This window comes from Pedobacter sp. A2324 (assembly GCF_059693705.1).
In genome coordinates this window covers 591,680-604,327 of sequence record NZ_JCASSK010000003.1, presented here as the reverse complement: position 1 = coordinate 604,327, position 12,648 = coordinate 591,680, and the positions used below count along the sequence as shown (strand labels likewise).

The following is a 12,648-nucleotide window of genomic DNA, read 5'->3' as shown; positions in this document are numbered from 1 at the left end:
TCCAGTATTATAGTGAGTTAATGATTATTTAACTTGTTCTTGTGCCCGTGCGATGTAAGCATCAACTAACTGAGCTTCGGCACTTTCAGGGTATTGTGTTTTGATTTTAGTATAAGCATCAACTGCTCCGTTAAAATCTTTAAGGTTTTCGTTTACCAGGCCTAATTTTTTAAGGAACATAGGGGAAGTAAATTTACTAGCTTTATCAGCGGCCTTTTTGTAGTAAGTTGCTGCTTGTTTGAAATCTTTCAATTCGCTGTAAGCATCACCTAATAAACCTAAAGCCAATGGATCGGCAACCGGGCTACCTGTAGCACTATATTTGCTTAATGCATCTACAGCCTGTTTGTATTCACCTTTACGTAAGTAAATGCCACCAAGGTATAAGTTTGCTAAGTTTGCAGATTTTGTATTGTCATATTCTTTAGCAATCTGCTCTAAGCCTTCATATCCACTGCCACCTTTGATGGCTTTGTTAGATAATGAGTCTACACCAACGTATTGCTCTGCTTTATACATTTTGCTGGCAGCTTCCTCAGCGCGGCCTTTTAAATACACACCCTGATACCAAAGATATACTAAGATTAATAAAACTACAGCACCTGCAATGAACAATATGCTTTTGTTATTTTCCTGTAAGAATGAACCTTTTTTAACGGGTTGAATTGTCTGATTATCTGTTGTAGACATGTTTGTTTAAAAAATTAAGATTGCAAAAATACATTTTTCAATCAAAGTATCAACCTTTATTTTGAAGTATTTAATTAATCGTTAATGGATTAGCATGGTGTAAAATCGATTGTCGGGAGATTATTTGCGCAACAGGCTGATGAGTGCATTAAACCAGGTTTGATTATCACTGAATATGCCCGAATGGTTAATAACCAGGTATACTGTCTGACTTTCGGAACGGCTTATGGTTGACCTGATCCGAAGGGGTTGCCAGAACAAGCCAAAGTTTTTTACGGCAGAAGGGGGAAAAAGTTCATCGAAACCCATGTATACTTCCTCGATGTGGGAAATGGGCAATTCCAGTTGTTTATCTCCGGTAATAAAAATACCATTCGACGCCAGCAGGATATTTCCTTCATGTTTGTGTATGGGTTTTAAAAATGAAAAGAGACCTGCAATTTTTTTGTACCAGTTTAAGCTTTTATCTTCCGTAAGCTCATGATCGTATGACCAAAGAACGTTACCCTCGAGCATTTTTTGTGCAACCATATCGTTTTTACTTGCAATGAAAGTACAATTTTTTTTAGTCTTATCAACCTTAATTTTGAACAATGGATATTAAGAGGTTAAAAAACGGTAAATTTGTGACATATCTATGTGGTTAAAGAATCTTACCCTTTTAAATTTCAAGAACTATGGTGACGCGGAGGTTCGTTTCTCAGAAACCGTAAACGTTTTTACCGGAGATAATGGTTCAGGCAAAACGAATATGCTCGATGCCATTCATTACCTGTGTTTGTGTAAAAGTTACTTCAACCCCATCGATACCCAACAGATTAAAACCGGCGAGGAGGTTTTTATGATTCAGGGAGATTTTGACCGCAACGAGAAGAATGACAAAATCAGTTGTGGTGTAAAGCGGAATCAGAAAAAACAATTTAAGCGAAATAAGAAGGAATATGAAAAGCTGGCCGATCACATTGGCCTTTTTCCGGTGGTAATGGTTTCTCCTTACGACGTTAACCTGATTATGGAGGGTAGTGAGGAGCGCAGAAAGTTTATTGACAACGTGATTTCGCAAACTGATTCACAATATCTGGATCAGCTAATTATTTATAACCGGATTCTTCAAAACAGAAATTCTTTCCTGAAGCAGGTTGCTATTACACGAAAGTATGACCCGATGTTGCTGGAAATACTGGATGAGCAACTGGTAAGCGCGGGCAACAGTATTTTTGCAACAAGAAAGGCGTTTATGGATGAGTTTATTCCATTGTTTAGCCAATATTATAACTACCTTACCGAAAGTAAGGAGTTCGTAGAAGTTTTATATCAATCTCAACTGAATGATACCGCTTTTGAGGAACTGTTGAAAAGGTCTGTAGAAAAGGATCGTGTTTTAGAGCGTACAACTACAGGAATTCATAAAGATGAACTGGTTTTTTCTCTCAGTGAAATGCCACTTAAGAAATTCGGTTCACAGGGTCAACAGAAATCCTTCCTTATTGCTTTAAAGCTTGCTCAATACGCCTATCTTTCAAAGAACAAGGGATTTAAACCCATTTTGTTGCTAGATGACATTTTCGATAAGCTTGATGATAAAAGGGTGCAAAAATTGATGCAAATGGTGTCGCACCATGATTTTGGTCAGATCTTTATTACTGATACAGGCATGGAGCGGGTGAAGTCTATTTTTGAGGAAATTGATGCAGAGGTAACTATATTTGAAGTAAAAGAAGGACAGATAAACAATGCGTAAACCCAATGATATTACTATGAAAGATGCCGTTAGCAAGATGCTGGACGTGTATCGACTGCGTCGAAAATTCGATGAGACATCAATTGTTGCTATTTGGCCTGAAATTATGGGAACCGCAATTGCTAACCGAACTACCCAAATTTATATTCGTGATAAGAAACTGTTTATCAGGATAGAATCATCAGTGATTAAAAACGAACTGGTTATGGTGCGGCAGGGGATTATCCAAAAGCTTAATGAGCATGCAGGCAGCGAGGTAATTGTGGAAATGATTTTTCTTTAATAAAAAGGGGCTGATAAATGAACAATTTATCAGCCCCTTTACTTTTTATACTTATATCTTGTAAGTGTTTGTATTGAGTGATCTCAAATTAGCTCTTACCGCCTCCGAAAACTTTTGCAAGAATCCATATCAGTAATGCAACCACTAGTACAACTATAATAATACCCGACCAAACGCCGGCTTTAAAAATACCTCCTATAAGTTCACAACTCGATAAGGTAGTGCATAAAAATGCGATCAGTGCTAAAGGTAATACTCTTTTCATAATTAATGTCAATTTGTATAGTCCTAACATTAGTGTCAGAAAAAAGTTTTAGCAGGTGCGTTATTTGCCGTTAACCTTCAATAGCTCAACCTCAAATATTAGCGCGCTATATGGTGGAATATCTGCACCAGCACCACGCTCGCCATAAGCCAGGTTGTACGGGATAAAGAATTTATATTTGGAACCAGCAGACATTAATTGAACTCCTTCTGTCCAACCTGCAATTACCCTGTTTAACGGGAAACTGATTGGTTCGCCTCTGTCGTAAGAACTATCAAACTGTTTACCATTTAATAATGTTCCTTTGTAGTGTACGAGAACTGAATCAGTAGCTACAGGCTTAGTTCCTGTTCCTTCAGTTAAAACCTCATATTGTAAACCGCTTGCAGTGGTGTGAACACCAGCGCGTTTTTTATTTTCCTCTAAAAATGTTTGTCCTTCTTTTATCATGGGTGCATATTTAATTTTATTTGCTTCGGCTTCTGCCTTGTTTTTTACAAAAGATGCTTTTGAGATGGCTTCATTGATGCATTGTTGTGCCTGCTCCTGAGTCAGGTAAGTTTTAGTGCCATTGAATGCATCTTTCAATCCTTTTAGTAAAACATCATAATTTAATGTGGAGAGCCCTGTTGATTTAAGGCTTGATCCAATGGATGTTCCAAAAGCGTAACTTGTGGAGTCAAGGCTTGATTTCAAACCAATTACGGCAGGCTTAGCTGGCAGGGTGGTTTTTTTTGCAACAGGTTTCTTTGCTACTGTTTTGGTTTGTGCATAAGATGTAACGGCTAATCCTGATAAACAAGCCGCTAATAAAATTTTTTTCATTATGTGTGATTGTTGTTATTGCTAACGATTAATTGGTTTGATTATTTTGAGCCGAAAGATACAAAAATGCTAAAACAATAAAACCCCGAATGTTCGGGGTTTTATTGTTTTATAACTTGATATAAAGCTTAGAAACGTTCGTCGGCTTTAAAGAAGAAGTTTCCTTCAATTTCTGCATTTTCATCAGAATCTGACCCGTGAACTGCATTTGCATCGATTGACTTTGCATATTTCTGACGGATTGTACCTTCTGCTGCTTCTGCAGGGTTTGTTGCGCCGATCAGTTTTCTGAAATCTTCTACTGCGTTATCTTTCTCCAGAATAGCAGCTACAATTGGACCTGAAGACATGAAGCCTACTAAATCTTTGTAGAAAGGACGCTCAGCGTGAACAGCATAGAACTGACCTGCAGTTTCGTCTGTTAGCTTAGTATATTTTAATGCAATGATTTTAAAACCTGCATTGGTGATGTCGTTGATGATTGATCCGATGTGGCCATTTGCAACTGCATCAGGCTTGATCATAGTAAAAGTTCTATTCGTGCTCATTGTGTTTTGATATCAAATTTTGTGCAAAAATACGTTTTAATTGATGAATATAAAAGGATAGTTAAATACATCTAATAATATTAATTTTTACTTAGCTTTGCAACTCTTAAAATATGATAACACTTACAGAATTAAAATCCTTATTAGCTACTCCACAACGAATTGTGATTACCACGCACCACAAACCTGATGGTGATGCAATGGGTTCTTCACTGGGTCTTTACGGGTATCTGATTCAGAAGGGACATCATGTTAAGGTGATCACTCCAACGGACTATCCAACCTTTTTACATTGGATGCCAAATAATTCGGACGTTATTATTTTTACTGAAGACCAGGAGAAGGCAGCACAGCTGGTGGATGAGGCATCGATCATTTTTTGTCTGGACTTTAATACGCTAAGCCGTATTAATGAGTTAGGTGAATTGGTGAGGGCTTCGAAATCTACAAAAGTGATGATTGACCATCATCTCGAGCCCGAAGATTTTGACGATTACCGCCACTGGGATATTAATGCCTGTGCGGCTGCACAGTTAGTTTACGACTTCATCGTAAATCAACTTGAGGACAAAGCCGGGATTAATAAAGATGTTGCATCTTGTTTGTATACGGGGATTATGACAGATTCTGGTTCATTTCGTTTCGAATCTGCCACATCGGATGTTTATCGCATTGCGGCAAACCTGATCGACCTTGGTGCCGAACATTGGAAAATTCATCAGTTGGTTTACGATAATGCCAGCGAAAACCGCTTACGCTTTTTAGGCTATTGTTTATCGAATAAGCTTGAAGTTTTAAGAGAGTTTAATACGGCAATTATATCGGTAACTAAAGATGAATTGGCACAGTATCATAGTGCTACCGGGGATACGGAAGGTGTTGTAAATTATGCTTTATCAATTAACGGCATTAAACTGGCAGCATTAATTGTTGAGCGTACGGATAAAGTAAAGTTGTCTGTTCGTTCAACCGGAGATTTTCCTGCTAATGAAATTTGTAAGAAATACTTCAATGGAGGTGGGCATAGAAATGCTGCAGGAGGTGCGTCAGACCATAAACTACATGAAGTTGTTGATCAGTTTAAATCTATTTTAGAAGAATACAAGGAACAGCTACTTGCTTAACATTACAAATCAAACTTTAAAAAGTCAACATAAATTAAATGAAAAAAGGAATAATTATTCTAGCAGCTGCAACTCTAGGTTTAGCAGCATGTAACAAGGAGAAAAAGGGTGCCGGGGGCTTATTGTACACCATTCACCATTCTGATGGTAAAGAAAAAATCAAAGAAGGCGATATCGTTAAAATGAACTTTGTTCAAACCAACGATAAAGATTCAGTTTTATCAAGTACTTATGATAGCGAAATGCCTGCAGTATTTCCTGCGCAAAAGAAAATGTATGCTGGTGACATGAATGATGTATTGACATTATTCGGAGAAGGCGACAGTGCTACATTTAAAGTGAATTTAGATACGATGGCTGCTCAAAGCAAACAACCAAAGCCAGAGCAGTTCAAAAACGATAAATACATCACTTTTACCGTTAAAATCGAAAAAGTATTCAAGAAAAATGCTGGTGAGGCAGATTCAACTTTCCAGAAGAGAGCAACTGAGTTTTTCCAGGCAGATTTCAAAGAAAGAGCTGAAAAACAAAAAGCTGCTGAACCTGCAAAAATCAAAGCTTTTATTGAAGATAATAAGTTAGATGTTAAAACTACGCCAAGTGGTTTAAGCTATGTTATTGAGAAGCCAGGTTCTGCAGAAAAAGCTGTGGCTGGTGATACGATTTTAGTTGACTATACAGGTCGCGTTACTAAAAAAGGCAAGAATGGTATTTACAAAATTTTTGATACCAGCGATGAGAAATTAGATAAAAAAGAAGGTAATACAAGACCAGGTAAACCATACGGCCCACAGAAAATGGCTTTAGGACAAACAGTACCAGGTTTTGATGAGGCTTTACAAATGATTGGTAAAGGTGGAAAAATTAAAGTTATTATTCCATCTAAATTAGGTTATGGTGAGCAAGGTGCTCCACAGGCTGGAATTATGCCTAACAGCCCGATTGTATTTGACCTTGAAATTAAAGATATTATTAAGCCTAAAGCTGGTGCAGCCCCTGTTGCTACTGCTCCGGTTAAGAAATAATTAAATTCTTAATGTTTTAGATAGTCCTGCCTAGCGATAGGCGGGACTTTTTTGTTTAAGGGAGTTTTATAGTTTACATTGGTATTGTGCTTTGATGATTTGTGTTTCTGCTTTTTAACATATTATCGCCTATCTTTGTACCGATCAAATCATATCGGGCGTTAACCAATAAGTTGATGGAGCAATCACTTAGGGTTAAATAACAACATTAAAAATGAAAGGAAAAGTATTAGTTGTTGCATTTGCAGTGACATTGGGACTTGCAGCATGCAATAAATTCGAAAAGGGTGAAGGTGGGATGACCTACAAGATCTATAGCAGTGAAGGAAAACCAAAAATTCAGGAAGGAGATTACGTGAAATTAAACGGTGTTGAAACTGTCGAAACGACTACCAACCCTGATTCGGTAATGGTTAATACCTATGACAATGAACGGCCTGCTTTTTTTGCCATTACAAAATCAATGTTTCTAGGCGATTTAACTTCCGGATTAAAACTATTAGGAGAGGGGGACAGTGCTGTTTTTAAACTTAATCTTGATTCGATGGAGAAATATTCAGGTACCCCGAATCCAAAGAATTTAAAATCCAAGATTGCCACTTTCACTATCAAAATTGAAAAGGTGTTACACAAGGGAAATGATGTTGATTCGATTTTTGATGCAAAGAAAAGATTGTTTTTTGAGGCAGAGTATAAGGCCTTAAATGAGAAAAATAAAGTAGTTGAGCCAGCTAAGATTAAGAAATACATTGATGAGAATAATCTGAAGGTGACTACGGCTCCATCTGGATTAAATTATATTATTGAGCGTCCGGGTAATAGTGAAAGAGCAAGTTTAACTGATACAGTAGTAATGGACTACACGGGCCAGTTTACTAATAAAAAGTCTGACGGGAAATTAAACGTATTTGATACTTCGGATGCACGAATTGCGAAAGACGCAGGTATATTCTCTGAAAGCGTTCAGTACATTCCACGTAATTTACCTTTGGGGCAGCTGCCTCAGGGGGTAATCCAGGGGATTCAGCTGATCGGTATTGGTGGCAAGATAAAAATGATCCTGCCATCGAAACTGGCTTTTGGCGAAAACGGTGGAGGACCATTTAATCCATTTACCCCACTAGTATTTGATGTTGAACTGAAAAGAATTATTAAGCCAGTTGGTGGTTTGCCGCTGAGCAAATAGCTTTACACGGAAGTGTTTAGCCCAAAAAAATGCAACCTTTAGGGTTGCATTTTTTGTTAGGGCGTAGTGTTGGATTAATGAGTGGTGGAATGGCTGAATTATTGAATTTTCAGGGCCAGTTTTTGAAAGGATTCTGGGTTAAGTTTGAGTTGAAGTATTTTTGTTCATGTGTAACTTCTTTATCAATCCAGATGGGTAAATCAAAGTATTCATCCTCTGAAGACAGTTCTATTTCAGCCACGATCAACCCACTGTTATCACCGAGAAAAACATCGATCTCCCATAGCTTGTCTTCGTGAACAATTTCATATCGCATTTTTTCGAGTTCCTGATCGGAAAAATGATTCAGTAATTCGAGGGCTTCCTGCAAAGGAACCTCATATTCATATTCCAACCGGGAGGCACCTATTGAAATGCCTTTAATGGTTAACCATCCTTTTGAGTCTGCCACTCTTACTCTAATCGTTTTGTCAGGATTGGTTAAAATGTAACCTTGTCTTAAATGTTTACCTTCTGGCTTGCTTAATTTTTCCCATTCTGAGGGATTTAAAAGGAATTTTCTTTCTATTTCCTTTCCCATTATCTTGATCTTTTTTGTAAATCAGTTACCGGAATACTAATCAGCCTGCCCACTGGTTGTTTGCCCTTATACGTGATTATCCTTAAAATGCTTGCGTCTTTTGGCGGGACAATTGCGGCAGTATATTTGGGATAAAAGCGATCGGGAGTAGAATTGTCGAAACTGTAATAAATATCCAGCCCGTCAATTTCAGGTGTGAGTTCGATCATCAATTGCTTGTCTGGAGACCTTTTTACGCTAATCATTGGGTCGTAAATGGCAGGAGAATATTTAGTTTCAGCCAAGTCTAATCGTTTGAAATGTTCCTCTGTACGCTGCACGAAGTTTGTCCAGTTTTTCTTTTCGATTGGGCTCCATACTGATTCAGAAATGGCAAAAGCACGAGGCCAAAGCATATATTGTACCTGGCGGAAATTAAAGATCTGTTCTGTCCACAGGTTGGCCTGTCCACCTATTACATATTGTGCATTTACGCTTGCCGGAACGGGATTAAATTGATATGCTTTATTTAGTCTTAGGGAAGCATATACGCGCGGTTCGGTAACTACATCAGCCTGCATGTAATCCAGGTAGGCAAATTCTGTTGGGCTCATCACAACGTTGTGTTTGTCATTAGCTGCCTGAATTCCATATTTCATTCCTCTCCAACTCATCACTGCGGCCGTTGGAGATACACCACCATCGAGGATTTCATCCCAGCCCATAAACTTCTTGCCCTTAGCCATTACAATCTGCTCGACTCTTTTTTCGAAATAAGCCTGCACCTGAGGGATGGTTTTTAAGTTTTCACGTTGCATTAATGCTTTTACCTGATCGTTCTTTTCCCAGAAATTATGGGAAGCTTCATCTCCTCCCATGTGAATATAATCAAAGGGGAAAAGTTGAGCAATTTGCGTGATTACGGTGTCGAGAAAACTATATACTTTTTCATTTGCGGGGCAGAGTGTATTATCAACCAAGGCAATTGGAGGAGCGCCACGGCTCCAGTCCATAATTTTTTCCCCTGAACGTACCTTATAATTTACTGCATCAGGTGTGCAGGAAAGTTCAGGGTAAGATGCGATTATTGCTAAGCTGTGTCCGGGTACATCAATTTCGGGGAGGATATTTACGAAACGTTCCTGAGCATATTGTACCAGTTCTTTAATATCGTCCTGAGTATAGAATCCACCGTAGGTACGAGGTTCATCGGCCGTTGGCGGAATGAAATCGCCGAAAGTGCCTATCTTTTTTACACTCCATGCGCCTACTTCAGTAAGCTTTGGTAAGCCTTTAATTTCGATTCTCCAGCCTTCATCATCTGCTAAGTGCAGGTGTAACAGGTTAAATTTATAACGGACCATATCATCGATGAATCTTTTCACTTCATCTTTGGTAAAAAAATGGCGTGCAACATCGAACATCAGCCCGCGCCAACCAAGTTTGGGATAGTCAATAACATCTACGCAAGGTAGTTTCCATTTCTGGTTGTCTACCAGCTCTTTGCTTTCTATTTCAATGGGGAAAAGTTGTATCAACGATTGTGCTCCCCAGAATATCCCTGCAGGTTTATTAGCTGTAATAACTATTTGTGTAGGGTTAACATTGAGCTTATAGCCCTCATTTCCCAATTGCGGATCGGCCTGGCTGTTAAGAATCAGTTTAATTGTGGGATGTGTGGCATTATTTACAACACTGATGAATTTTCCCGTTGATGTACCTATGCGGTCGGATAAGAAGGTGATACTTTGTTTAAGTTCGGCACTTTTGACCGCCTGGATGATTACGTTTTCGGGTAATGTAAATGTACCTGTCTTTTTCATCAAAGATACAGGTTCCGGAATTATGGCAACCGGGGTTTGAGACACTGTACTCTCGGTATCACCAATTTCTGGTTCACTTACTATGTTTTGGGCACATAAATTAGCTACTGCGATGCAGAAGCTAATCATCAGGATTAATTTCTTCATAATATCTTAAACTGCGGACACACCGGATGAGGATTAATCTGCAATTTATCAAAAAGATTTTAATTCAGATTGTTTTGATTTGGTTGCCTGCCAAATAGGGAACTTTTTGGGGCTAGGAAATAATCGCCTGAATAAATGCTTCATGCAGATTTTTGCTGAAAGCGGAGTTAATATCAAGTCGTTCAGGGTGCCATTGTATGAAAAGCAGGAAGGACTTGTTATCCGGATGAAGCCTTTCCATTGCTTCAACAACGCCATCTGCAGATATTGCGGCCGCTACCAGGCCTTTACCCGTTTTATCCGTGCTTTGGTGGTGGTTGCTGTTTACAAGGCCCCTGTCGGTATTCACAATGGTGCTTAACCAGGAAGATGGATTTACAATGATTTCATGGTAACGGTCGCTTTTATCGGGCATTTTTGAGTGGTCGAATTTCCCCCAGGTTGGGATATCGGGAATAAGCGTACCGCCAAAGAAAACATTTCCTACCTGAATTCCCCGGCAAATGCCCAACAGGGGTATGTTATTAGCTTCGGTGAATTCCAGTACTTTGAATTCGAACTCATCACGTTTTTCGTCTATATCATCCTCATAGCAGTAATGATAGTATTCTGGTAAGTTATAGAATCGTGGGTGAACATCTTCCCCTCCAGTAAGTACAATGCCCTGGCATCTGGTGATTTCATCAAAATTATTTAGTTTGTACCCGAGCTGGATCACCTCAACATCATCGTTGTATGCCATCACCCAGTCGCGGTAAATCGAAAATTTGCTGCAGTCTGTTACACCTATAATAATTTTTTCTGACATGGTTCTCTTTTCCGTAAGGGATACTAAAATATATAAAAGATTTCAATTGGATGAAACACAAAAAAAACCGCCACTGCTTCAAGTGGCGGTCATCACTACTTTCCCTATTCGGAACTTAGTTTTTACAAAGATTTATCTGGATTTGTTTGCAGATTATTGCTTTAATGGCGTGTTAGATGTTGAGGCTTTAACCGGTGCAGCGAAACTATCAAACTGATTTACCGAAAATCCGGCTTTCTTTAATCCAGCTTCAAAGGCATCCGTTTTGCCGACGATGACAACTCGTGTGTTATCATGGTTATAGTATTTTTTTGCCACTCTCAGTACATCATCAGTGGTAACAGCATTTAATTTCTGCAGATAGGTACGATAAAAATCTTTCGGTAAATTGTTAATCAGGATGCTGCTGGCAAAACCAGCTGTTCTTGCGGGATTCTCAAGGCCCAGGGCAAAACTACCATTGTATAAATTTTTAGCATTTTGTAACTCTTCAGCGGATACTTTTTCTGTTCTGATGCTATTGATTTCATGCAGGAATTCTACCACTGCACTGTCGACCTTTTCATTTCTAACAGCAGCATTGGCTGAGAATTTCGACTGAAAACGACCCGCACCAGTACTGGAGTATGCGCCATAGGTAAAGCCGTGTTTTTCACGTAAGTTATTAAATAATCTGGATTCAGAACCACCTCCTAAAATCTGATTAGCAAGCAAGACCGGGAAATAATCAGGGTTGCTCATTGGCAAATCAATCAGGTTAACCACCGTAATTTCTGATTGTACAGCATTGCTGACGTTGATAATATCAACTTCTGTTTTTGCAGGATTGCTGACTTTTGCCAATACAGGCAAAGTCAAAGTTGCTCCTTTCCAGTCTCCGAAAGCTTTTTCAGCAAGTGCTTTGGCAGCCTCAGGTTTAATATCTCCAACAAAAGTAAGATAACCGCGAGAGGGTGTAATGTATTTTGCGTAGGCTGCTTTCACATCTGCCAGCGTTAAGGCAGTGATCGAAGCTTCTGTTTCGAACTCACCGTTTGGATGTTTTTTTCCATAGGCCAGTGCATTTACTACCCGGCCAGATATTGCCTTTGCACTTTTTTCGTTGGACTTGAGGCCTGTAAGCGTTTGGGATTTCAGTTTTTCAAATGACCCGGCCGGAAAGGCTGGTTGACGGATACTCTCTGCCATCAGTGCAAATGCCTGTGGAAAGTAGCGCGTTAATGCAGTTGCAGAGCCTCCATTAGAACCGGCACTTACATCTGCCCCAAGCTGATCTACAGCGTCATCGAACTGGGCTTTAGTTTTTGATGTTGTTCCTTCATTTAACATGCTACCCATCAGGTTCACCACACCGGCTTTGCTGCCTTCAGTTATAGGGCCTGCATCTATGCTGTAGCTTGCAGAAACTTTCGGTAGTTTGTGATTTTCCACAACAAGAATGGTAATTCCGTTGGCTAATTTATAGATGGCCGGATCACCGATGGTAATTACCGGCGCGGGGCCCGGTTTCGGCTTTTGGCTGCGATTTATGGTTTGTGCTGAAATGCCTTGAGCCAATAAGGAAACAGCGGCTAATATGAATAATTTTTTCATGATTTTGAATATTGTTATGAAAAGCGATCGC

14 protein-coding genes are annotated in these 12,648 nt (G+C 39.2%); 5 read left to right on the top strand and 9 right to left on the bottom strand.

From position 1 onward, the window contains the following. Nucleotides 1-24: 24 nt before the first annotated feature. Nucleotides 25-690 (bottom strand): tetratricopeptide repeat protein, encoded by a 666-nt coding sequence (locus AC570I_RS11820; RefSeq protein ID WP_497405586.1) that lies wholly within the window; start codon nucleotides 688-690, stop codon nucleotides 25-27. A gap of 120 nt (nucleotides 691-810) precedes the next feature. Next, a complete protein-coding gene (locus tag AC570I_RS11815; protein WP_156166710.1) occupies nucleotides 811-1,221 on the bottom strand; it encodes a hypothetical protein in 411 nt (136 codons plus the stop codon). Nucleotides 1,222-1,327: 106 nt separating this feature from the next. Here AC570I_RS11815 and recF point away from each other — a divergent pair, with 106 nt between their 5' ends. Both recF and AC570I_RS11805 read left to right on the top strand, forming a co-directional pair. Continuing rightward, nucleotides 1,328-2,431, top strand: coding sequence for a DNA replication/repair protein RecF (recF, locus tag AC570I_RS11810; protein ID WP_497405585.1), 1,104 nt, complete (start codon nucleotides 1,328-1,330; stop codon nucleotides 2,429-2,431). Further along, on the top strand, nucleotides 2,424-2,714 hold the full coding sequence (locus AC570I_RS11805; RefSeq protein WP_316801000.1) for a DciA family protein: 291 nt from the start codon (nucleotides 2,424-2,426) through the stop codon (nucleotides 2,712-2,714). Before recF ends, AC570I_RS11805 begins: the two co-directional genes overlap by 8 nt. Nucleotides 2,715-2,802: 88 nt before the next feature. Here the strand turns inward: AC570I_RS11805 and AC570I_RS11800 are convergent, their stop codons facing one another. From AC570I_RS11800 to AC570I_RS11790, 3 genes are all read right to left on the bottom strand, one after another. Continuing rightward, nucleotides 2,803-2,979: a hypothetical protein gene (locus AC570I_RS11800; protein ID WP_497405584.1), complete on the bottom strand. Its 177-nt coding sequence runs from the start codon at nucleotides 2,977-2,979 to the stop codon at nucleotides 2,803-2,805. 60 nt (nucleotides 2,980-3,039) lie between these two features. Continuing rightward, a complete protein-coding gene (gene bamJ, locus AC570I_RS11795; protein ID WP_082120624.1) occupies nucleotides 3,040-3,804 on the bottom strand; it encodes a BamJ family beta-barrel-assembly machinery protein in 765 nt (254 codons plus the stop codon). Nucleotides 3,805-3,932: 128 nt separating this feature from the next. After that, on the bottom strand, nucleotides 3,933-4,352 hold the full coding sequence (locus tag AC570I_RS11790; RefSeq protein WP_497405583.1) for a nucleoside-diphosphate kinase: 420 nt from the start codon (nucleotides 4,350-4,352) through the stop codon (nucleotides 3,933-3,935). Between the two features lie 113 nt (nucleotides 4,353-4,465). Between AC570I_RS11790 and AC570I_RS11785 the strand changes: the two genes are divergently transcribed. The 3 genes from AC570I_RS11785 to AC570I_RS11775 all read left to right on the top strand — a co-directional run bounded on the left by AC570I_RS11785 (nucleotide 4,466) and on the right by AC570I_RS11775 (nucleotide 7,687). Continuing rightward, nucleotides 4,466-5,476 carry a DHH family phosphoesterase gene (locus AC570I_RS11785; protein WP_497405582.1) on the top strand — a complete coding sequence of 337 codons (1,011 nt, stop codon included), beginning with the start codon at nucleotides 4,466-4,468 and terminating at the stop codon, nucleotides 5,474-5,476. A gap of 38 nt (nucleotides 5,477-5,514) precedes the next feature. After that, nucleotides 5,515-6,501 carry an FKBP-type peptidyl-prolyl cis-trans isomerase gene (locus AC570I_RS11780; protein WP_047798888.1) on the top strand — a complete coding sequence of 329 codons (987 nt, stop codon included), beginning with the start codon at nucleotides 5,515-5,517 and terminating at the stop codon, nucleotides 6,499-6,501. 214 nt (nucleotides 6,502-6,715) lie between these two features. Further along, nucleotides 6,716-7,687: an FKBP-type peptidyl-prolyl cis-trans isomerase gene (locus tag AC570I_RS11775; RefSeq protein ID WP_497405581.1), complete on the top strand. Its 972-nt coding sequence runs from the start codon at nucleotides 6,716-6,718 to the stop codon at nucleotides 7,685-7,687. A 109-nt stretch (nucleotides 7,688-7,796) separates the two neighbouring features. Here the strand turns inward: AC570I_RS11775 and AC570I_RS11770 are convergent, their stop codons facing one another. The 4 genes from AC570I_RS11770 to AC570I_RS11755 all read right to left on the bottom strand — a co-directional run bounded on the left by AC570I_RS11770 (nucleotide 7,797) and on the right by AC570I_RS11755 (nucleotide 12,617). Beyond that, nucleotides 7,797-8,267 (bottom strand): CYTH domain-containing protein, encoded by a 471-nt coding sequence (locus tag AC570I_RS11770; protein WP_497405580.1) that lies wholly within the window; start codon nucleotides 8,265-8,267, stop codon nucleotides 7,797-7,799. After that, nucleotides 8,267-10,216, bottom strand: coding sequence for a beta-N-acetylhexosaminidase (locus AC570I_RS11765; RefSeq protein WP_497405579.1), 1,950 nt, complete (start codon nucleotides 10,214-10,216; stop codon nucleotides 8,267-8,269). The genes AC570I_RS11770 and AC570I_RS11765 overlap by 1 nt, the downstream gene beginning before the upstream one ends. Before the next feature lie 112 nt (nucleotides 10,217-10,328). After that, nucleotides 10,329-11,024 (bottom strand): gamma-glutamyl-gamma-aminobutyrate hydrolase family protein, encoded by a 696-nt coding sequence (locus AC570I_RS11760; protein WP_497405578.1) that lies wholly within the window; start codon nucleotides 11,022-11,024, stop codon nucleotides 10,329-10,331. 153 nt (nucleotides 11,025-11,177) lie between these two features. Then, nucleotides 11,178-12,617 carry a M16 family metallopeptidase gene (locus tag AC570I_RS11755; protein ID WP_497405577.1) on the bottom strand — a complete coding sequence of 480 codons (1,440 nt, stop codon included), beginning with the start codon at nucleotides 12,615-12,617 and terminating at the stop codon, nucleotides 11,178-11,180. Nucleotides 12,618-12,648: the final 31 nt, after the last annotated feature.